This window comes from Endozoicomonas sp. (genome assembly GCF_965196975.1).
Taxonomy (GTDB): Bacteria; Pseudomonadota; Gammaproteobacteria; order Pseudomonadales; family Endozoicomonadaceae; genus Endozoicomonas.
Genome location: NZ_OZ239981.1, coordinates 355,490 through 376,937, shown reverse-complemented (window position 1 = coordinate 376,937; position 21,448 = coordinate 355,490). Strand labels below are relative to the sequence as shown.

Here is a 21,448-nt window from a genome sequence, read left to right as displayed (position 1 = left end):
CATTACTCCTTACCATCCGTTTCTTTATCTTCTGATGAACGCTCGCTCAACGAGTCTGCCAGAAATCTATTCAGCTTTTGATCCAGCAACGCTTCCTCTTCGACGCCCTGTCCGTCAGAAACAGCCGGTGAGGATTCTGCAACAGCCGCTTTATGCTTGCGAACGACAACAACAAGCACTGTCAGACCTGCCAGCAGCAGCAACAGAGGCCCAAGCCAGAGCACAAGGTTCACCCCTGAAAGACGGGGTTTGTAAAGCACAAAGTCACCGTAGCGCGCGAGCATAAAATCGACAACGGTCTGGTTGTCTGCCCCTTCATTTAACAGGCGGTGTACTTCTCGCCGAAGATCCTGGGCAATGGGGGCATTAGAATCGGCTATGGACTGGTTTTGACACTTTGGACAACGCAGCTCATTGGTCAGTTCGAAGAAGCGCTGCTCCTGCTCAGGTGTCGAAAATTCATAGGAGTCGATAACACCATAAGCCATCCCCATAAACAAAATGGTCGACAGCGCAATGATCAACCGGGAGGTTAAGCGCTTCATCACTTGGCCTCCCCTTCATGATTATTTGCGGATGCTTTGAGCGCCTTCTCTTTCAGATGCCTGAACCTGGGCTCAAGGTCATTTTTCCAGACATTGGCATCAACAATGCCGACATGCTTATACCGAATAACGCCTTGATGATCGATTAAATAGGTTTCCGGTGCGCCATAAACGCCCAGATCTATGCCCAGAGAACCGCTCTTATCGTTGATGCTGAAGCGATAAGGGTCATGCAGCGTCTTCAGCCACTTTCTGGCTTCAGGCTGATCATCCTTGTAGTTCACACCATAAATCGGAATGCCTTTATTGGCCAGATCCACGAGATATGGATGCTCTACACGACAGGCAGGGCACCAGGTGGCCCAGACGTTGATCAGGGCGACTTCACCCAGCAGGCTCTCTCTGGTCACTGTTCTGTCAGGATTCTTAACCGTTGCCAGTTCAAATGTCGGTAAGGGCTGATCCAGCAAGGCGGATGGCAGCTCTCCCGGGTTATCCCGGAATAGCGCCACATAAAACATCAGGCAAAGCCCGAGAAAAATCGCCAGCGGCAAAAACAGCTGCAAACGTCGCTTCATGCGCTGGCTACTCCCTCATTTCCAGACGGCCTCAATGCGCTCACTTTCTGACGCACTTTCATTCTGTATCGCCGGTCTGAGATCGCCACAACACCACCAAGCCCCATAAATATGGAGCCCAGCCAGATCCAGCGGACAAAAGGCTTAATATGCAGTCTCAGGGCCCAGCTACCGTCATCACCCAATGGCTCCCCCAGCGCAACATAAATATCACGGGTTAGTCCGGGGTCAATGGAGGCTTCTGTCATGGGCATCTGCTGCGCGGTATAGACTCGCTTCTCAGGGTGCAGCACCGCTATTTGACGACCATTTTCGTATACAGTCACTGAACCGTATTCGGATGTATAGTTAGGGCCGGGTTGCAACCTGACACCATCAAAACGGAACTGATACTCACCGAGGGTTACCCGGTCACCGGGAGCCATACGCAAGTCACGCTGACTGCTGTAACCACTGGTGATTGCGACACCAACAATAGTGACGGCCAAGCCCAGGTGCGCCAGATGCATCCCGTAATACGCGGGTTTCAGTCGCGTTAATGCCTCCATCAGTCCGTTTTTAGCCCGGGTGTTTCGGGTTTTATTCAGAATATCCCGGACCATGGTGAGCACGATCCAAAGCACCAGTGCCATGGCCAGCACTTCACTGATCAGGAAGCTTTCACCGTAGAACAGGCTGAACCCTAAACCACCTATGATGGATACCAGCAAAATCCATCGAGTCTGGCTGATCAGCCATTTAACGGAACCGTTCTTCCAGTTGAGCAGAACACCAAAACCCAGGGCAAAGGCCAGCATCATGGCCATTGGGACAAACACAAAATTAAAATAAGGAGGCCCAACTGAAATCATGCCCATATCGAGTGATTCCAGAAGCAGCGGGAATAAAGTTCCGAGAAGCACCGTCGCAGCGCTGGCGGTCAGCAAAATATTATTGACCAGCAGCAGTGTTTCCCTGGATGCCATGGAAAAACTGATTCGACTGCGTACCTCAGGCGCCCGGAGGGCAAACAGCGTCAACGATGCACCAACGACAATCATCAGGTAAAAAAGGATAAAGACACCTCTTTCCGGATCATTGGCGAAAGCATGGACCGATGTGAGTACACCGGAGCGAACCAGGAATGTACCCAGCAGACTCAATGAGAAGGTAAAGATGGCCAGCAGCAGCGTCCAGCTCTTAAACAGTCCGCGTTTTTCTGTTACTGCTAGAGAGTGAATCAGTGCCGTTCCCACCAGCCAGGGCATCAGAGAAGCATTTTCCACCGGATCCCAGAACCACCAGCCACCCCAGCCAAGCTCGTAATATGCCCACCAGCTACCCAGTGAAATTCCCAGGGTCAGAAAAACCCAGGCCACTGTCGTCCATGGTCTGGCCCAGCGAGCCCAGGCAGTATCAAGCTGTCCACCCAGAAGTGCGGCAATGGCAAAGGCAAAGGCAACGGCAAAACCAACGTAGCCCATGTAAAGCATAGGCGGATGAACGATAAGGCCAAAATCCTGAAGCAGAGGGTTCAGGTCTGCACCATCTTCCGGAGGAAAAGGCAAGATTCGGTTAAACGGGTTTGACGTCAGCAGAGTAAACAGCAAAAAGCCAACGGTAATCATCCCCATGACAGAGAGTACCCTGGCGGACAGTTCAGGAGGCAGGCGGTAGCTTTTCAATGCGACCATCGCCATCCAGCCGACAAGAATCAGGACCCACAACAGAAGCGATCCCTCGTGCCCACCCCAGGTAGCACTCACTTTATACTGTACAGGCAACAGACTGTTTGAGTGTCTGGCGACATAATCCACAGAAAAATCGTCAGTAATAAATGCCCAGACCAGGCATAAAAAAGAAAAGCCGACAAAGGCAAACAGCCCCCAGGACAGGGAGCGGGCCTGATTCATCAAGCGGATATTACCGGTGTAACTGCCCACCAGAGGGAAGATACTGAGCAAAAGACTCAGACACAGTGCAATAATCAGAGCCAGCAGGCCAGCTTCAGCTACCATCTTGCAGACTCCTCAGCTCACTTTGAGCAGTGGTTTGTGCAGCCGGCTTTGAGTAACCCGACTTTGGATGTGCGTCATCAATGGCTTTCTGCACTTCCGGGGGCATATAGTTCTCATCATGCTTGGCCAACACTTCTGACGCTTCAAAAACGCCGTCATTACTGAGTTTCCCCAGGGCAACGACGCCAGAACCTTCAACAAACAGATCTGGCAGAATACCCTCATAACGGACAGTCACTTCTCCAGCACCATCACTGATGCGAAAGCTCACCTTCAGGCTGTCGGTATCACGCTCAACTGAGCCCGGAACCACCAGACCACCACCACGCATCCGCTGACCAACCGGAGCTTCACCAGCAGCCATCTGAGCGGGAGAGAAGTAGTGATTAATGTTCTCACGAAGCGCAAACAACATCAGAGCCACAGCCAAACCAACGCCTGCCAGCAGCAGTAATACGAGTATTAATCTCTGTTTGCGAACTGCATTCATTGGGCGCTCCTCTCTACAGACTCAGGGCTTTCTTCCTGTCGCTCAGCGCGATGTTTTTGTTGTGTGCTTCCAGGGTTGGCAAAGCGTGGTTCCATGTCATCACCACTATCTGTAGTGACCTTGAAGTCATTTACGATGACTTTTCTTTTGACCAATCGTTCCTGTCGTCTCACTTGCGCAACAACCTGCCGTTTTGCCATAAACGGTGAAATCAGGTTGTAAGCAATCACTATCACAGCAACGGCGTAGGCACTCCAGACATAAAGCCCATGCCCCTCCATGGCCAGAAAACCATTCCAACTGTCAAAATACATAGACATCAACTCACCAGCTCTTTTACCCAGCGGGTCTTTCGTTCACGACTCAGAATTTCTATACGAAGACGAAGCACCATCACCAGCGTAAAGAACAGATAAAATCCGAGAATGGCCAATAGCAGGGGCCACAGCATTTCAGGTGCCATGGATGGTTTTTCAGTCAGCTTCAGTGTGGCTCCCTGGTGGAGGGTATTCCACCAATCCACAGAAAACTTGATGATCGGAATATTCACAACCCCTACCAGACTGAGGATCGCACAGGCTTTAGCTGCAGCTTCCGTTGTATGGATTGCACCGCGCAGAGCAATAATGCCGATGTACAGGAAAAGCAGAATCAACATAGAAGTCAGGCGCGCATCCCATACCCACCAGGTACCCCAGGTCGGCTGCCCCCAGATGGCTCCGGTAGCCAGAGACAGTATGCAGAAAGAAGCCCCAATGGGCGCCATGACTTTCAGTGCCATATCGGCCAGTTTGATTTTCCAGATCAAAGTCACTGCCGCTGCCGTTGCCATCATCATATAGACCGCCTGGGCAAGAAATGAGGCAGGCACGTGAATAAAGATGATTCGGTAGCTGTTGCCCTGCAGATAATCCGGTGGAGTAAACGCCAGTCCCCAGACAAGCGCCACCAATATCAGCACCAGGGACGACACCTGAAGCCAGGGCAGCCACTTCCCGCTGATATCATAAAACCACTTGGGAGAGCCTAACTTATGAAAAAACGTCCAGTTCATGATCTTGTTCTACTTACTGAGGCCGCCACCAATGCGACCTGATTTTGCAGGGACACAATGCTGGAAATCTCTTCATTTTTCAAGAAATTGCCTGAATAAAGACAAGACTCTTTACCATATCCTGAAAAACATTCATTACTCATTAATCACCCTTAATGCCCCGGCAATCGCCAGCGGTGCCAGACATATCCCAAGTATCAGGAAAACAGACAGCCAGAGAATATGGCCTGAATACGGCATGTTTTGCATTGCAGCATTAACGGCCCCCGTGGCAAAAATCAGCACCGGTATGTAAAGCGGTAGGGAAAGCAGAGTCAGCAACACTCCACCACGCTGTACTTTTACCGTTAATGCAGCTCCAATGGCCCCTGCCAGACTGAGGACAGGTGTTCCCAATAAAAGCGTCACCATAAGAGCGGAAAAGGCCTCTATTGGCAGGTGCAGCATGATGGCCAGCAATGGCGCCATCAGTGTTAAACAAAAACCACTGGTCAACCAGTGACTGAACACTTTTGCCAATACCAGTAAGGGCAGCGGGTGTGGTGACATTAATAATTGGTCCAAAGCCCCATCGTCCTGGTCACTTTTGAACAGTGAGTCAAGCGACAGCAAAACAGCTAATAAAGCACCAATCCAGATAACTCCAGCCGCCAGTTCTGAAAGCACTTCCCGGTCTGGTGCAATACCAAGGGGAAATAAAGTAGCCACCATCAAAAAGAACGCCATGGGATTAACAGCCTGACCAGGTGACCGAAATGTAAGCGTCAGGTCTCGGCGAATCAGGGCAAGACAGGCTGAAAAACCATGCATGGATTGCTTATCAAAGTTCGACATCCAGGGCCTCCCTGTCATCAGCAGCTCTTTCTTCTGCACCTCTCTGTAAGGCAAAGCGTTCCAAATTCAACTTGCGCAGTTTTCCCTGACGATCATTTAATGGTTGATGGCTGGTTATCAGCACCATACCGCCGTGTTGGGTGTGCTCATCAAAGAGTCTCTCCAGCCAGGAGACACCTTCAATATCAATCGCAGTGAATGGCTCATCGAGAATCCAGAGTCGTGCCCGGCTGGCAATCAGACCAGCAAAAGCCACCCGTCTTAACTGTCCGGCCGATAGATGGCTACAGGGAATGTCTTCATAACCAGCAAGCTGCACCCGATCAAGAGCCGAGAGCAACACTTCTCGATTGATTACTGTATTGGCCAGTTTGGCTCGCCAGGTAAGGTTTTCCAGGGGGGTCAGGTCAAGTTTCAGCCCAGGTTTATGACCAAGAAAGAAGCAGTCAAGGCGAAAGTCAGCATAAAACTTCGATAAAGGCTGGTCGTTCCAGAAGATATTCCCATCGAGACTGGATGAAAAGCCAGCAATAATACGAAGCAGCGATGTTTTTCCTGCACCGTTTCGCCCTTCAATCTGGAGAATTTCGCCACGACCAAGCTGAAAGGACAAGTTACTGAAGAGCAGCCTGTCGTCCCGCTCACAGCTTAATTTTACTACCTCTAACAACAAGCATCCCCTTATATAGTGTCTCACCCCTATCCATACCACCACATAATAATGCGGCGATATAAGTTAGAAAACTGTCGGGGACGAGATTATATCAGTAAGGAACTAAAATGTTCGATGAAAGAAGCTTGCAAGCTCCATCAATGATCTGCATAAACAGCAAAGGATTAACTAGAATATCTTCATACACTTATTTTCATAAGTATTTTCAGGCCTTATAACTCAATTCCTACTTGAGGAGATAGTAGCAGCGAGCACAGGCAATTTTGATCACGACCTAAACCATTTTTTAGCGCTAAAAGCTAATGATGGGAATGTCTGAAACAGTTCTATTAAAGCTCTCTTCACTGCAAGCCTCAGTGACAAGCTCTTTAATGACTTCAAATGCTTCTAGAGCAGGCTTGAACATCAACAGATGCTGCTCAACATCCTTAAAGCTATCACAGGACTTATACAGAGCCTCTACAAACTTGATTGCCTTTGGTGTCAAGTCATCTAGAGAGCACTTTGCGTTGTTAAAGTCTTTCAAACAAGCTCGAACTCTTTGTAAATGATCACGCACCTTATTGGGAGTTTTAGAGGATCGTATCGTCTGTTTGAGATGGTCAACAGCACTTTTTAACTGGAGGCTTTTATCTGTACTGTTTTTTCCTGGAAAGCCAGAGCTCTCTGAGCGGGACAACAGAATCAACTGACTTGATAGAAATTCAGCCTTCCTATTCAAATCATCTATTCGATTATGCAGACGAATAGAAATTTTATGCAAAAGGTTAGGATCAGTGACCAATAATGCATCATCTGTTTTTGTATAGTAATCAGCACCCCCATGGCGAAGCGTATTTAAAATCACTCCTGAGCATGAATCATCAGGACTGACAAGACCATAAAACGCTTTTTCATCTTGAGCATCTCTATAACGCTGCCTTGCAAAATTCTCCATTTTAAATTCATTGAGGCCAAACAGTGTAAATGTTGCTCGATTGCCCTCAATCTCAGTATTAGGGCCAATAAGCGGCACATATACCTTGTCTGCTTGCATTCCCCATAACCTAGTGTCGCGAAGCGGCACTTGGCGGGGTCTGGGTTGAATTGGAGAAACCTTAGCCTCCTCTATGACTGCATCAGAAAAATAGTCATATCCTTTCAGATCATCATGATTACCTGCAGGGTTCTCTCTCAATTTGATAACTGACTCATAGGTTAGCTTCAACCTTTCCAGTCATGAACTCAGACCAAAGTTGTTCCCAGCGCCCCTTACTCTGGATCAGTGCTCTTGTTGTCAAAAGCACTTCCGCTCCTGTTGCTTTCCACCTCATTCCAGAACCACATAATCGTTGCTTTACCAGAGTCTTACAAGCCGCTTCAGTAACTCCTGAACCTATTGGCCAATGGCGTTTAAGCGCCTGATGATAATTCATTAACTGGTGATTGTTTGTAAAATAGCTCACAGCTTTGTAGCGCTTCTCTGTCAGTGCGATTGTCTTTTTCGGGAGCTCGGCTGATTCAATTTCCTGAAGGATTTTTTTGGCTGCTCCACGCTTGTTTTTCAAACTATGTAGCCTGTCTTCAAGCCACTGGTGTCGCTTCGCCTTACTGGTTGGAAACAGTGCTTCCGCTGCTCCAGCTAAATATTCAGATGCATGATAAAAATCGAGTATCTGCCCAGAGGTATGTTGTTTCAAATAACTCCAGTTTTCTCTAGCCCCGTCAGCTACCCCGATGTATGTGGCATTTGGGTAGAGTCGTTTTAGATCTGCAATCTCCTCGTCGAGCTTGCTCATAAAGCTTTGTTTACCATACTCTGGCGAACTGGCTGTATATATCGTGTGGAGCCTGTCTCCATCTGCAGAATATAGGCTCAATGTCCCACACATGGCTTCCCTCCAGCCTTCTTCACAAAGCAGCATGCAGGTTCCATCCAGACCAATGGCTATTGTTTCAACAGGCTCTTTTAGTGGAGGAAGGTGGTAGTGAGTGTCTTGCTGGTCTTCAATTAATGCACCTACTCTGTCCGATAAATGCTTGATATAAGAATTTGAAAGCGTCCTTTGATGGTTGGTCTCAAAATCTTCTTTTACCGCAGGCGCTGGCATCTGGCTGTATTTCCAGGCGATAGACTTGGCAAATTTGGGGGTAGCTGAACCAATAATACCGGCACGAAGATCAAGTGCTGCCAGAGTACTGCCACCTCTGACACCCTGATATACGGAGCGCTCCAAAGGTATACGACCGTATAAGGTTTCATAGTGCTTAAGAACCTTTCCTTTGTAGTTCCACTTCTGCTGATTAACGACGATAGGTTCTTTATTGGGTGATTCAAATAGCCCCAATAACTCTTTTGTTCCAAGCTGCCCGGCTTCATTGAGTGCACGCTGTAAACTATCTTCAAGATTCAGCATGTTGCCTGAATCTATAGAAACTTCAATTTGCAAAACGATGCTTTTGGTAGAGCTGGAAATAACAGAAGCGGGCATGACAGTTAACTATTATGAGTGGTGTTCCCATAGTAGCTGTGAAAATAGAGCACTATTGTTTCAATCATTCAGAGAGAGCACCCTACCTGCACCTGAAACCAGTCGGGCTTGCGTCCTTGCACTTATTTCTTCACGCTTATCCATTTTATACGAACTATTTGTACCAGCCACTTTTACACTTAAGTCACCCATATTGATCCGTTTTAGAAAGCTATTGAACTTAGATTTAATTTTTTTCGCGGGCCACCAACTGAGATAAACATGCTTTGGACGTTCTCTGCTAGAAGAAGAGTCTTTGATTGATAAAGACGCATGACCAGGGTGTTTTAAACTTTTATATGGCCAGGTCCGGATAACCGTCTGTCTTGTATAGCTTTGAGCGTCCCCCCTTTTTCTTATAGGATCAACACCAGCTGTAGTAGTAACCTTTCTAATATTTTTGTTACGAATATCACCAGTCAGTTTTTTGGTAAGGTGCTGTAGCTCAGGCTTTTTTAAACTTTCTGAAGCTATCGTTACTTGCCGACTAAAAAATGCTTTGGCGGCACAAACAACATGTTTTAAATTCGACTTTTTATTTTCTTGAAAATCAAGGTCATATGCTAATTTTGCGGCCTGAATCCTGCCACCTTGCTTAAACTGAAAGCAATATGTAAGTCCATCTTCTACATGCATATTATAAACCTTACATACAATCCCAACTTATATACATCGGTAGGGCTGAAGATTTTCAAGAGCCTATTCAATAGCCAAATCAGGGGGAGGTATAAATCAACACCTTATCAGGCCATCTCATTTTTCAAAAATAAAGCAACCATTAATTTATTGGTAACTATTCAGCACCCAGCAAAGGCGTATTGTTGTAATTTCGAACCGCTTTAAGAAGCGCCTGAAATATGTTCAACCCCTGCTTTTTAGCAGATGATAAATAGCTTCGGATTCGGGTAAACATGGTACCTCCGTCTTCGCTTCTGAAGCAGCCTGAGATCTTCTGCTTAAGTTTGGCCATCCTGGCATCACGTTCACTGCCATTGTTATCGAAGGGAATTGAAAAGTCCGACATGAAGCGCAACGTTTCAACCTTAAACTCAATAAGCCTTTTGAACAGGTTGTAGGCCTTGGTATTCCTGACCTTCTTACGTCCAAGCACCTGTCGTTGTTTTTCCATATAAGCGGTTTCCTTCGTGAGAGCCCTTTGAAGGATTTGGTCGTATATCGTCTCAATGCGAAGCTGTATTGCACCAGGCATTTGAGTCAGACCGGCTGCTTTGTATTTCTTGCAGAAGTGCCAGGAGAGCGTAAGCAATTTCATCAGCCGCAGAGCCAGCTTATTCGCATCCCTATCGACAACTCCCTGAAGCTCTCTCAGATGATGGGCATTACAAAGCACATGCACTGCCGCATAGGCAAAGTAGGACTTCCAATGATCGTGAACCAGAATGCCTGCAAAAGTCAGCAGGATGCCCATTGCATCCATTGCTTCACAACCTCGCCTTTCTGAGAGGTAGTAAAGCGTCCATTGGTCATCTCGCATAATGTGTAACCACCACAGTGAACCGTCAACCCGCATGCCAGTTTCATCCGCTCCTGCAACCGGACTTTCTTGTAAAGCATCGCGGATACTCTGCTCAGTAGAGGCCAGGTTCTCATGGGTATAGGCAACAAAATTGGCAACAGAGCCTGCGCTGACACTCATGCAATAAATAGTATTGAAATACTCAGACACCCGGTGATATGGGATGAAGTGATACTGGTTTAAATGAACAGCCATTGCCTGAGTCACTTCTCCGTATTGAGCAGCGGCTTTCACTCCTTGGGGAAACTCAGCGGTGTTCCGTTTACCACAAGGACATACTTTAACGTCTGCCCAGTACGCGGTAACTTCAAATTCTCCGGGTCTACCTGGATCAAAAACCTGTCGCTCAATGTATTTGGTGGGTTTAATATCGATAAGCGAAGACTGGCAACAGCAACATTTTTCAACCTTCAGATGCCTGACATAATCGGGTAAGGCGACACGTCTCAAACAAGAGCCTTGATGACCTTTCTGGCCACCTGGTTTATTGCCTGAAGATGGTCTAAGGCTTTTGGGGTTCGGTGTTTCCTGTGAGGAGCAGGGGGCTTCTTTGGAAGATGTATCACCTTTATCACTCCCTTTTTTACTGGGCTTTTGATAACCATCTGACGATGGTGGCTTACTACTGTTTTGACTGTTTTTATTAACCCTTTCTTCCAGTTCGCTGCAACGTTCCCGTAAAAGCGCATTCTCGGTCCGAAGCTCTTCATTCTCTTTAAGGAGAGCTTCGGTAAACGGAGTAGCTGGGAAGTCTGGTTCCATACTGGAGATTTGTTAGAAAAATTGAGTATAAGATGATGGTCGAAAAATCAGAAAATTCCAGATTTATATGAAGGGTGCTGAATAGTTACAATTTATTTATATTTATGATAGAATGTATAAAAAAGCTGTTTTATCCCTAACTCTTTAATGGCATTATTTGTAAAATCAGCCCACCCGTAATTAATAGTGTTTTTTTTGTAGCTCAATCCTGAATAGATATAATTTACTCCTTATTCAACACCCATTTTGACTGAGTAGGCTTGATCGCTCGAATCAGATTTCAATGTAACCGGATAATCCAGCGCCAACCAGGAGTAATAACCATCTCTGAGGAAAAACACGCGCTCATAACCCCATAATGCCGCCAGGTAACTGCCAATAGCCCCCCTCATATGGTATGTGCTGTTACCATAGATCACGATAGGGGTCTCTTTTTCCAGAACCCCAGGAACCAGTAGCTGACGAAAACCACCTCTGAGATCAAGACTGTGTGATCCATCTACATGCCCATATTGCCATTGTTGATAAGGGCGCACATCAATAAAAAGTGCGCCAATATCATGAAGGCGTTTAGCCTGATGAATATTGATGGTTATAACACCGTTGATCTCTTCTGGTGCTTCTTCCTGAGCAGGAAGCATAAAGGAAAGCGCCGACAACAGGATGGCAGCCGGGATAGAAGTCCATTTCATATAATGCAGGTCCGTTATTAAACAACTTTATAAAAGAAGTATATGGAGCTAAGACCCACTCACTTGGAACAATAAGAAACTAAAAAAAAAATGTTCAAAGCAATCCAGCATATAACCGGCATATATTTCTGAAAACAGATCAACTCAACTGAACTTTGTCAAAATTAAAAAATAAAATAACCAGTTTCCCAAAGCTTGACGGTATTTTGTCACCTCCCTTTTAGAGTGGAGTGGCTGAGACATTAACTCAGCCAGTTTTGAAGACGTGATCTTAAGCGAAGGGCAGCCTGAGAATGAATCTGACTTACTCTTGATTCACTAACTCCCAATACTTTACCGATCTCTTTCAAATTCATTTCTTCATCATAATAAAGCATCAATACCAGCTTTTCTCTTTCCGGCAACTTATCAATGGCTTCTATCAAAGCTGTTTTAAATTTTTCTTCCTGAATATCTGCAGATGGCCCCCTGTCTCCTGATCGTGCCTGCATTCTTGATTCTTCACTATCGAACAGCTCTTCATAACTGAAAAGACGACACCCTCTTAAATCACTCAAAATGGTGTAATACTCATCAATTTTTACATCCAGTTCTTTTGCTACTTCAGCATCTCTGGCATCTCTTCCCAGCTTGGCTTCGACAACCTGAACGGCTTCAGTAATACGACGACTATTTCGATAAACCGATCTTGGCCCCCAGTCACCTTTTCGAATTTCATCCAGCATTGCTCCACGGATTCGAATACCTGCAAACGTTTCGAAGCTCGCACCTTTGGATGCATCATATTTTGAAGCGGCTTCAAGCAAGCCAATCATTCCTGATTGGACCAGGTCATCGATCTGTACACTGGCTGGCATTCTTGCGGCAAGATGATTAGCAATTCTTTTTACCAATGAGCGATGTTTTACAACCATCTCTTCCATGCTCAATGTCTTTTTCTGCACTTCCTGTGCGGTCTCTGTCATGATTAGATCCTCTCCTTGATCCTACCAGGCAAAAAGAATTCTATACGACCTTTTGGCTCAGGCACCGGTAATTTAGATAACTGATGTCCAATTCTGTGAAATGCTCTTGCAGCCCGACAATCGTTACTTACAGTCAAAAGTGCCGACTGCTTTAATACAGCTTCACTTACAGCCTTATCATGTGGAATTGCCCCCAGATAGCTTAAAACTATCTGTTTGTCGTCTTTCAGATACTCCTGTAACTTCTCAAATTGTTTAGCACCGCCTCTTCTGCTGCTTACCAGGTTAACAACTATATAAAACTGGTGAACATTGAAAACCCGATACAGAAGCCTTATCTGTCGAACAGCATCAATAACAGATACGTCTTCCTGGCTGATAACAACGACGACCTCTGTTGCAGCCTGAATGAGAGTTACATTATCCGGAGCCAAGCCCGGAGCCGTATCAATAATCAAAGTATCCAGATCCGATGCAAGATCATCCATGTCCTGAATCAGTTCCACTGCCTGAACAATTTGAATACTGTCTTTCCAGTCCCCTTGAGCTGTCGGTGTAAATACTCTGACACCTGAAGGACCATCCAACAGTCCTTTCTGCTGATGGCTAGAACCCCCATTTACTAACTCGCCTTCATCAGAAGATGAAAAAACCAGATTAGACGACGACTGACAATTTAAACCATCTTTATTCATCCCAAGGGTGAACTCAACATCTGGTACAGAAAGGTTGCCATCCATCAAAACGACACGCTGGCCCAACTTTGCCAGAGCCAGAGCAAGATTTACTGCAACTACGGTTTTACCAACACCTCCTTTACACCCTGAAACCGCAATCACTCTTTTCTTTGCTTGTGCCATTGTTCTCACTTTAATTTTTCAATTGCTCAAGAAATGCATATAAAAAAACGACAAAATATACCTATCAATGAGCGTGCCAACTTTGATTTGAAAAATAAAAACAACTGTCAAACCCCAAAAAAACCAATAAAGAAAAACAAAAAAATGCAACTCTATGTTTTTAAACGCTTTTATAAAGCGTCGCTATTAAGAATTCGCTATTTTTTTGACATAGAATAATTTTCGGTTGATTTGAAAATATCTTGAACACTTTTTTGAATCATCTAAAAAGATAGTTATTTGACAGTGTCACTTTATAGTGACGCAAAAATGGCAGCATTCAATCAATAGTAGGGAGAAAAAATAGAAAGCAGATCATCAAATAATTCCAAGCACTTTATTCATTGAACAATAAAATCAAAAACTGCCCCCCCCCGACTTCGGTCATTCGACACTAAACCATATAACTTGAGAATAAAAACCTCATCTTCAGGAAAATCGAATAAAACTGAAAAGTAAAATGCGATACACATCCAACCATATGCTGAGAGAACTATGGATTAATCATTTAGGAGCTATCAAAACACAAATACAGACCATACAAGAATCAATCAGCAAGAATGATTCAATATGTAAGATCGAAAGACGCAGAATGAGTTCGAACGACAATAGAACAACACAGAAACAAACATATGGAGTGTTGGCTAACTTAAAAAATATAAAAATACTACTTCATCATTGTAGATAGCTACTACCTACTCAAAAAAATGGCTACATGAGTATGTAGCCATTTTTTTGTATCATTGAATATCAGGTTTTAACAGAATCTTCATACCTTTGAAGACCATATTTGCGCATTTTTTCCACTAGAGTCGTTCGCCGTATCTGTAGCTTATCTGCAGCTCTAGCGACAACACTGTTGCAGTCACTCAGCGCCTGCTGAATCAAACTCTTTTCCAGCCGGGTTAGATATTCTTTAAGGTTTAATCCCCCTACAGGCAATACAGCAAGGTCTTCCGAAGTAGCAGCACCTGCTGGCTGAATACTGTCGGGAAACAAATCAGCAACACCATCATCTTCCTGGCTGATCAAGTCGAGGTGACAGAAACTTTCTGGCAGATCCTGAACACCAATAACCCCATAGGGATACATGATCGCAAGGCGCTCGAGCAGATTGGCCATTTCCCGGACATTTCCTGGCCAGTCATGCCGGCAAAGCGATAATATTGCGGCTGAGCTGAGTCGAATGGATCCTCTGCCCTGCTTCTCCATATTGTGAGTCAGCTCATTGATCATCAGCGGAATATCTTCAGGCCGCTCTTTGAGAGAAGGCATCTCGATGGGGAATACATTTAACCGGTAATAAAGATCCTCCCGGAAACTTCCTTCAGTGATCATGCCTTCAAGATTTTTGTGGGTGGCAGCAATAATCCGAACATCCACCTCAATTGGCTCTGTTCCCCCCACCCGTTCGAACGTTCTTTCCTGCAGAACCCTGAGCAACTTAACCTGCATGTGCAGAGGCATATCGCCTATTTCGTCAAGAAACAGTGTTCCCCCCTGCGCCAGCTCGAACCGTCCCTTTCGAGTGGTCACAGCACCTGTGAAAGCACCCTTTTCATGACCAAAGAGCTCACTTTCCAACAGGTCTGTGGGGATTGCACCACAATTAACGGGAACAAAAGGCGCGCTCCTGCGGTAGGAATGTTCATGAAGATTACGGGCAACCACTTCTTTACCCGTTCCAGACTCACCCGTGATCAAAACATTGACGTCCCGATCCGCCACCTGAGCCATGGCTGCCCGCACTTTCCGAATACGCTCACTCTTACCAACCAGTCCACGGAACAGTTGTACCTGTTGGTTATAGCCAGTCTGATGAGCCTGGCGCCACTGCTCACGGTAGACCTGACCATAATGAAGGCTGGATAAAAGTTGAGGTTTGCTGCATGGCCAGTCAACCCGGGCAATAATCTGCCTGGCAAGTGCTATTGGCAAGTTATCCGGCAGTGACTCAGAAATCCGAATGACTGGAACTCCACCACACCAGCCCTGAACTCTGGAAAGCATTCCCTGCAGGGAACTTTCTGCCTGTAAAAAATCACCCAGGAATAAGGCACTGAAGGTTTCCGGAGGAAAAGCACTGACGGCATCTTCCCAGTAGGCGGCACCAATAGCCACTGTGTGATAACCCATGAACTGCAGAATGGTGCTGAAGTCATGCCGACGCTGTTCCGCGTCTTCAATGATAAGTACCTGCTCAGCTGTTTCCATAAGACGACGATCCTTGTCATCCGGTTAATTTATACAGCGTAGATACAAATTTTCGAAATTAAATTACCTCTTATTATTTCAGTAAAGAACCAAAAAACAGATTCGTCAAATTTTTGTTTGTTTTTTATTTCAAAAAATCATAAAAGAAAATTATTTAGTCTTTAAAGACGCAAAAAGCCCTGATGGATATCAGGACTTAAAATCACCATTTCACTCAGAATACATACTGAATTCTACCAACAATCGCGGCCCCCTTATCCTCTGCATTGGTTACTCCCTCAATATCTACGTGATTATCCAGCTGGCCTGTCACATAGTTCAGACTGGTTCGAATATTTGAGGTTGGGAAGTAATTCACCCCTACGGTATAGCTGGAAGCGTCTACATCCATACCATTAATACCTTTTGATACAGCACTCTGGGCATCAACATTCATTGCTGTGTATCGAGCAAAGGCTTCCCACTTACCCCCTTTTGGCTTGCTGAAGCTTCCTTTTTTGTAGGATCGCTTACCACCACCCAACATATAAGAAAGTTCTCCATAGTAACCATTCAGCTTAACATCAGAATTCGCAACGCCAGATTTGATATTCCTTTGCAGATATTCGCCCTGCAACTTAAAAGACTGCATTTGAAAGGCTGCTTCAACTGCGTATTCACGATCGCTGGTCACATTACTGACACTGCTGAACAGGGTACTCTCCTGACCTTTCTTGATTCCCAGCCGGGTGTCACCATCAACAGTAACACTGTCGGGATTACCATCAAAGATACTGAGGCCAAGATGTAACAGCATATTGTCATTCATAATAGGAACATAAGTACCCCGGAATGAATAACCGATACTGTCTTTACTGGCGTTATTGCTTTCGCTGTTACCGGTATTAACAAGTGCCAACTGTGCGGTGTAGTTTTTTGCTGAGCTGGATGCCTTCACGCCATAATCATTACCACCGGCACCATTCATCATATTAAAGACAAAAGGCCTTTCAATGCCGGTAATCCATGAAGAACTGGTAGAGTCTTCCAAACCAAAATCCATATCCCAGCGACCGACAGCAATCTCAACCGGTTTAAAACCGGTATAACCAATAGTGGCATCATCCAAATCGACGGAATCATCACTGTTTGTTTTCAGTTTAAGTCCGTATTTCCAGAGATCATAGGCTTTGCCACTGACCTTGATTTCACCCCGACGAATATAAGAGGTTAAGCCATCTTTTGGATTTGCTATATTCGCAGTGTCCTGTCCATAAAGATCGTCATAGCTGGCAATATCCCACTGGAGGTTGCCGCTGACCTTAAAAGAGAAATCACCACTTTCTGTTTTTAACTGAAGACCGCCATTTTTGGTGCTGACAATAATATCGTCACCTTCCGTCTTAACCACGCCTGCGTTTGCCTGCAGAAAAACACTCATCCCCAGAAAAAGTGCAATTGGCTTAAGTTTCATTCCCAGATACTCTCACTTAGTATTTTTTGTTGTCCTTAAGTGCCAAAACGATTCTGATTGGTAACAGCTATTAAGAGTGTCACTAATTTAATCATTTTCCCCTGGCACTTTTTGATTACTGCGGAAGGTATCTTGGAGGTGGGATATTTCAGGCAGGTTAACGTCAAATGAAACTTTTATTTCAACAACAAAACAGCCTCCCTCCATAACGTCAGAGTCATAGAGGGAAAGCGCTGAGGATTTAAATCTCTTCCACTTCTTCCCACAACTTTCGAAGTCGTTTATCCGACACCGGAAAGCGAGTGCCCAGTTGCTGGGCAAACAGAGATACCCGGTACTCTTCAATCATCCAATAGAACTGCTGAAGGTTGGGGTCAATCACCTTATGCTGACTGTGAGCCTCCCGGCGCTTCTCATATTTCTGCTGAAGAGAGGTCAGTTCTTCCGTCCAGGCACGATCACGGTTTACCTGGGCTGCCAGCTTCTCCAGCCTGACCTCAATCGACTTGAAATAACGAGGATAATGACTAAGCCATTCCATACCTGCTGACGTCATAAACCCCGGTTGTAACAGCCTTTGAACATGCTGCTTTATATCAGCCAGCGCCAGAGCTCGATCAAAACTGATCTTACCTTTCAGCTGACGACTAATCCCCTGAGCGATACGAAAGACATCATTAATAATAGGATCAACTTTTTCGGCAAAAGGCACAATGTCACCTTTATGCTTCTCAAGTAACTCCAGAAATGACTCCCGGTTTCTGGGTAACTCGTTGTCATTATTCAGATAGACGCCACTGATAATCAGACTCTGCAAATCATCTTCAAGCTGATTCTGATTCATCAAATTGGTTGCCAGCAACTTGGTTTCTTTCAATCTGGCCATCTTACTCAGAGCAAACTTAAGCTGGGTGGACAGCCTTATCCTGAGCAGCCGGGTCAACCCTTTGCGGTTTTCAAAGTCAGCCATGGCGGGGCTTTCAAACAACTGAATGGCTACTGAATCACGCTGATCAACCAAAGCAGGGTATGACTTTAATACCAGCCCCCCAGCTTTTCGGGTAATTTCATGGGGCAACTCACCACAGGTCCAATCCAGCAAACCTTCTTGTTCTAAATGGCTTTTGGCGAGCTTACGGATCGTATCCTGGACATGATCAGAGAACTGCTGTCTGAGCTGGTTCAAATCACGCCCCTGCCCAATGATCTCACCATCCTCATTCACCACCCGAATATTCATCAGCAAATGCGCATCCAGACTCTCTGTGCTCCAGTGCTCTTCGAGAATTCGCACACCAGACATACGGGTCAGCTGCCGTCCAAGCATCTCTGTCAGAGGCTCATCGCAGGCAGAAAGAGATTCCATGGCACCATTCACAAAATCAGGTACAGGCACAAAGTTCTTGCGCACCGGTTTAGGCATGGATCGAACCAGTGCCACACACTTGTCGAAGAGCATACCGGGCACCAGCCATTCCAAACGGTTTCTGGGCAACAGCCTTAGTGCCTCTACAGGCACTGTCAGGGTTACACCATCATCAGGCTCACCTGGGGCAAAGTGATAACTCAGGGGCAACTCCAACCCTTCCCAACGCAAGCGATCCGGGTACCTGTTGACAGTGACATGTTCTGCATCATGCTGCATCAGGTAGTCTTTGGTGAGGTGAAGCAAATCAGGTTGCTGTCGTTCAGCACCTTTGCGCCACTTTTCAAAACCCGCACCATTACAGATATCAGCAGGAATCAGTTCATCGTAAAAGTGATAGAGCGTTTCACTGTCCACAAGAATATCCCGACGTCGGGACTTCGCTTCCAGCTCATCCACCTCTTCAATCAATGCCAGATTATGCTTTTGAAACGCACCTTTGGAATCAAAGTGCCCTTCAACCAGGGCTTCACGGATAAAGATCTCCCGGGCAACGACAGGATCTATTGGGCCGTAGTTTATCCGACGACGACCAACCACAATCAATCCATACAGGGTAACCTGCTCAAACGCTACCACCTGGGCACGCTTTTTCTCCCAGTGCGGCTCAAAATAATTCCGCTTAACCAAATGCGTTGCCAGTGGCTCAATCCACTGAGGCTCCAGCTTGGCATTGGTTCGGGCAAAAAGCCTGGAAGTTTCCACCAACTCCGCCGCCATAATCCATTTTGGCTTTCGTTTATACAGCGTTGATGCCGGAAACAGATAGAAGCGCCGGTTTCTGGCCCCCATGTAATCCGCTTCGTCATCTTTACTGCCCAACTGCGACAAAAGGCCCGATAGCAGTGACTTATGAACATCGCCATAGCTGGCAGGACTGTCATTCAACCGGAATTGCAGATCTTTACAGGCCAATGTCAGCTGTCGATGGAGATCGCGCCACTCCCGCATGCGCATAAAAGACAGGAACTGCTTATTGCAGTATTTTCGCAGCTGATTCTGTGACAGTGCCTGCCGCTGCTCTTCATAGGCTTCCCAGAGATTCACATAGGTCATGAAATCCGAGTCTTCGTGATAAAACTCGCGGTGTCTCTGGTCTGCGGCCTGCTGCTTATCCTGTGGGCGCTCCCTTGGATCCTGTACTGCCAGGGCACTGACAATAATCAACACTTCATGCAATGCATTATTTTTATTCGCTTCAATCAGCATCCGTCCAAGACGTGGATCGACAGGCAGCTGCCCCAGCTGTCGGCCAGCCGGGGTAATCCGCCGGTCTTTGCCCACCGCCACCAGCTCCTGGAGCAGCTTGAAGCCGTCATTAATCGCTTTGCCATCCGGTGGATCAACAAATGGAAACGCAGCAATATCACCAAGCCCCATCCGCAGCATCTGCAAAATAACCGCAGCAAGGTTGGTTCTGAGAATCTCTGGATCGGTAAACTCCGGGCGGGCAAGAAAATCCTCCTCAGAGTAAAGGCGAATACAGATACCTTCGGCGACACGACCACATCGCCCTTTACGCTGATTGGCCGATGCCTGTGACACAGCCTCTACCGGCAGTCGCTGAACTTTTGAACGGACACTGTATCGGCTGATACGCGCAGTCCCCGGGTCAATCACATAGCGAATACCTGGAACCGTTAACGAGGTTTCTGCGACGTTGGTCGACAGAATAACACGACGACCGGAGTGCTCCTGGAAGATGCGGTTCTGCTCTGCAGCAGAAAGACGGGCATACAGGGGCAGAATTTCAGTATGCGGCAGTTTTGCATCCCGCAGGAACTGGTGAGTTTCGCGGATATCCCGTTCACCGCTGAGAAAGACCAGCACATCCCCCAGTCGTTTACCCTTTCCTGAGCGTTCAATGTGATCAATTTCTTCCAGTGCTGCAAGAATCCCCTGCTGTAATCGCTGGTCAGCATCCCGACCTTCTAGCTCAAGATCTTCCAGTGGACGATATATAGTCTCTACCGGATAGGTTCTGCCAGAGACTTCGATCACCGGCGCATTATCAAAGTGTTTTGAAAAGCGTTCAACGTCAATGGTGGCCGAAGTGATGATCACTTTCAGGTCAGGGCGTTTAGGCAGAATCAGCTTTATATAGCCCAGAAGAAAGTCGATATTCAGGCTGCGCTCATGGGCTTCATCAATGATCAGGGTATCATAGCGGTTAAGAAAACGGTCATTCTGAATCTCAGCCAGCAGAATCCCGTCGGTCATCAACTTGATCAGGGTAGTTTCTGTGGAGTGATCGGTGAAACGCACCTGGTAGCCGACCTGCTCCCCCAACGTTCCTCCAAGCTCTTCAGCTATGCGATTGGCAACGGAACGAGCGGCCAGTCGGCGAGGCTGAGTATGGGCAATCGTTCCAAAGATTCCACGACCAGCCTCAAGGCAGATTTTTGGCAACTGGGTTGTCTTACCGGACCCAGTTTCACCAGCAATCACCACCACCTGATGGTTTCGGATAGCCTTTGCTATATCCGCTTTCCGGTCAACAACCGGTAGCTCCTGCTCATAGCGGATCTCAGGAAGAGAGGCTTGTCTCTGTTCAACCAGCGATAGAGAGGACTCTATTTTTTTCTGGATCCGGTCCAGACCTGTCTCATCATCCCGCTTAAGCCGACGCAATTGCCCCCGCAAGCGGTAACGATCACGTATCATGCATTGATTGATGGACTGGCGCAGTTGCTTATCGGAAAAGCCGGACACCCAGGTACTCCCGTTTATATGGAATCAGTAGCTGATTATACAGGTTTGGAAAAGCGGCCTGAATGGCTGCCTGACAGGAATTCTAACCGTTCATTAAATTCTCCGGG

18 protein-coding genes are annotated in these 21,448 nt (G+C 46.4%); all 18 read right to left on the bottom strand.

All coding sequences use genetic code 11. From position 1 onward, the window contains the following. Positions 1-2: 2 nt before the first annotated feature. The 18 genes from ACOCLE_RS01805 to hrpA all read right to left on the bottom strand — a co-directional run bounded on the left by ACOCLE_RS01805 (position 3) and on the right by hrpA (position 21,341). The gene (locus ACOCLE_RS01805; protein WP_419535266.1) at positions 3-545 is read right to left on the bottom strand and encodes a cytochrome c-type biogenesis protein; all 543 of its coding nucleotides are present in this window, start codon (positions 543-545) and stop codon (positions 3-5) included. Continuing rightward, positions 545-1,123 carry a DsbE family thiol:disulfide interchange protein gene (locus ACOCLE_RS01800; RefSeq protein ID WP_419535265.1) on the bottom strand — a complete coding sequence of 193 codons (579 nt, stop codon included), beginning with the start codon at positions 1,121-1,123 and terminating at the stop codon, positions 545-547. Before ACOCLE_RS01800 ends, ACOCLE_RS01805 begins: the two co-directional genes overlap by 1 nt. Further along, positions 1,120-3,120 carry a heme lyase CcmF/NrfE family subunit gene (locus tag ACOCLE_RS01795; RefSeq protein WP_419535264.1) on the bottom strand — a complete coding sequence of 667 codons (2,001 nt, stop codon included), beginning with the start codon at positions 3,118-3,120 and terminating at the stop codon, positions 1,120-1,122. The genes ACOCLE_RS01800 and ACOCLE_RS01795 overlap by 4 nt, the downstream gene beginning before the upstream one ends. Beyond that, positions 3,110-3,610, bottom strand: coding sequence for a cytochrome c maturation protein CcmE (ccmE, locus tag ACOCLE_RS01790; RefSeq protein WP_419535263.1), 501 nt, complete (start codon positions 3,608-3,610; stop codon positions 3,110-3,112). Before ccmE ends, ACOCLE_RS01795 begins: the two co-directional genes overlap by 11 nt. Further along, a complete protein-coding gene (gene ccmD, locus ACOCLE_RS01785) occupies positions 3,607-3,924 on the bottom strand; it encodes a heme exporter protein CcmD (RefSeq protein WP_419535262.1) in 318 nt (105 codons plus the stop codon). The genes ccmE and ccmD overlap by 4 nt, the downstream gene beginning before the upstream one ends. A 5-nt stretch (positions 3,925-3,929) precedes the next feature. Beyond that, entirely contained in the window at positions 3,930-4,664 is a 735-nt protein-coding gene (locus ACOCLE_RS01780; protein ID WP_066013721.1) for a heme ABC transporter permease, read from the bottom strand. A 135-nt stretch (positions 4,665-4,799) separates the two neighbouring features. Further along, a complete protein-coding gene (gene ccmB / locus ACOCLE_RS01775; RefSeq protein ID WP_419535261.1) occupies positions 4,800-5,498 on the bottom strand; it encodes a heme exporter protein CcmB in 699 nt (232 codons plus the stop codon). Next, on the bottom strand, positions 5,485-6,168 hold the full coding sequence (gene ccmA / locus ACOCLE_RS01770) for a cytochrome c biogenesis heme-transporting ATPase CcmA (RefSeq protein ID WP_419535260.1): 684 nt from the start codon (positions 6,166-6,168) through the stop codon (positions 5,485-5,487). The genes ccmB and ccmA overlap by 14 nt, the downstream gene beginning before the upstream one ends. A gap of 295 nt (positions 6,169-6,463) precedes the next feature. Next, complete coding sequence (locus ACOCLE_RS01765) at positions 6,464-7,378, bottom strand: hypothetical protein (RefSeq protein ID WP_419535259.1); 915 nt, start codon at positions 7,376-7,378, stop codon at positions 6,464-6,466. Next, positions 7,362-8,642, bottom strand: coding sequence for an ISKra4 family transposase (locus ACOCLE_RS01760; RefSeq protein WP_419532972.1), 1,281 nt, complete (start codon positions 8,640-8,642; stop codon positions 7,362-7,364). Before ACOCLE_RS01760 ends, ACOCLE_RS01765 begins: the two co-directional genes overlap by 17 nt. 60 nt (positions 8,643-8,702) lie before the next feature. Next, positions 8,703-9,317: a hypothetical protein gene (locus tag ACOCLE_RS01755; protein ID WP_419535258.1), complete on the bottom strand. Its 615-nt coding sequence runs from the start codon at positions 9,315-9,317 to the stop codon at positions 8,703-8,705. A 157-nt stretch (positions 9,318-9,474) separates the two neighbouring features. Beyond that, positions 9,475-10,980: an IS66 family transposase gene (gene tnpC, locus ACOCLE_RS01750; protein WP_419532963.1), complete on the bottom strand. Its 1,506-nt coding sequence runs from the start codon at positions 10,978-10,980 to the stop codon at positions 9,475-9,477. Between the two features lie 230 nt (positions 10,981-11,210). After that, complete coding sequence (locus ACOCLE_RS01745) at positions 11,211-11,672, bottom strand: rhodanese-like domain-containing protein (RefSeq protein ID WP_419535257.1); 462 nt, start codon at positions 11,670-11,672, stop codon at positions 11,211-11,213. 242 nt (positions 11,673-11,914) lie between these two features. Beyond that, positions 11,915-12,595, bottom strand: coding sequence for an RNA polymerase sigma factor FliA (locus tag ACOCLE_RS01740; protein ID WP_373691120.1), 681 nt, complete (start codon positions 12,593-12,595; stop codon positions 11,915-11,917). Between the two features lie 44 nt (positions 12,596-12,639). Continuing rightward, the gene (locus tag ACOCLE_RS01735; protein ID WP_419535256.1) at positions 12,640-13,497 is read right to left on the bottom strand and encodes a P-loop NTPase; all 858 of its coding nucleotides are present in this window, start codon (positions 13,495-13,497) and stop codon (positions 12,640-12,642) included. A 789-nt stretch (positions 13,498-14,286) separates the two neighbouring features. After that, positions 14,287-15,750: a sigma-54 dependent transcriptional regulator gene (locus tag ACOCLE_RS01730; protein ID WP_419535255.1), complete on the bottom strand. Its 1,464-nt coding sequence runs from the start codon at positions 15,748-15,750 to the stop codon at positions 14,287-14,289. A gap of 214 nt (positions 15,751-15,964) precedes the next feature. Next, positions 15,965-17,203: an OprO/OprP family phosphate-selective porin gene (locus tag ACOCLE_RS01725; protein ID WP_419535254.1), complete on the bottom strand. Its 1,239-nt coding sequence runs from the start codon at positions 17,201-17,203 to the stop codon at positions 15,965-15,967. A 241-nt stretch (positions 17,204-17,444) separates the two neighbouring features. Further along, positions 17,445-21,341, bottom strand: coding sequence for an ATP-dependent RNA helicase HrpA (gene hrpA, locus ACOCLE_RS01720; RefSeq protein ID WP_419535253.1), 3,897 nt, complete (start codon positions 21,339-21,341; stop codon positions 17,445-17,447). Between the last annotated feature and the right edge of the window lie 107 nt (positions 21,342-21,448).

Bases quoted from the DNA above. Each gene is read 5' to 3' on its own strand.
- ACOCLE_RS01805 (WP_419535266.1), bottom strand. From the start codon at position 545: ATGAAGCGCTTAACCTCCCGGTTGATCATTGCGCTGTCGACCATTTTG.
- ACOCLE_RS01800 (WP_419535265.1), bottom strand. From the start codon at position 1,123: ATGAAGCGACGTTTGCAGCTGTTTTTGCCGCTGGCGATTTTTCTCGGG.
- ACOCLE_RS01795 (WP_419535264.1), bottom strand. From the start codon at position 3,120: ATGGTAGCTGAAGCTGGCCTGCTGGCTCTGATTATTGCACTGTGTCTG.
- ccmE (WP_419535263.1), bottom strand. From the start codon at position 3,610: ATGAATGCAGTTCGCAAACAGAGATTAATACTCGTATTACTGCTGCTG.
- ccmD (WP_419535262.1), bottom strand. From the start codon at position 3,924: ATGTATTTTGACAGTTGGAATGGTTTTCTGGCCATGGAGGGGCATGGG.
- ACOCLE_RS01780 (WP_066013721.1), bottom strand. From the start codon at position 4,664: ATGAACTGGACGTTTTTTCATAAGTTAGGCTCTCCCAAGTGGTTTTAT.
- ccmB (WP_419535261.1), bottom strand. From the start codon at position 5,498: ATGTCGAACTTTGATAAGCAATCCATGCATGGTTTTTCAGCCTGTCTT.
- ACOCLE_RS01760 (WP_419532972.1), bottom strand. From the start codon at position 8,642: ATGCCCGCTTCTGTTATTTCCAGCTCTACCAAAAGCATCGTTTTGCAA.
- ACOCLE_RS01755 (WP_419535258.1), bottom strand. From the start codon at position 9,317: ATGCATGTAGAAGATGGACTTACATATTGCTTTCAGTTTAAGCAAGGT.
- tnpC (WP_419532963.1), bottom strand. From the start codon at position 10,980: ATGGAACCAGACTTCCCAGCTACTCCGTTTACCGAAGCTCTCCTTAAA.
- ACOCLE_RS01745 (WP_419535257.1), bottom strand. From the start codon at position 11,672: ATGAAATGGACTTCTATCCCGGCTGCCATCCTGTTGTCGGCGCTTTCC.
- ACOCLE_RS01740 (WP_373691120.1), bottom strand. From the start codon at position 12,595: ATGGAAGAGATGGTTGTAAAACATCGCTCATTGGTAAAAAGAATTGCT.
- ACOCLE_RS01735 (WP_419535256.1), bottom strand. From the start codon at position 13,497: ATGGCACAAGCAAAGAAAAGAGTGATTGCGGTTTCAGGGTGTAAAGGA.
- ACOCLE_RS01730 (WP_419535255.1), bottom strand. From the start codon at position 15,750: ATGGAAACAGCTGAGCAGGTACTTATCATTGAAGACGCGGAACAGCGT.
- ACOCLE_RS01725 (WP_419535254.1), bottom strand. From the start codon at position 17,203: ATGAAACTTAAGCCAATTGCACTTTTTCTGGGGATGAGTGTTTTTCTG.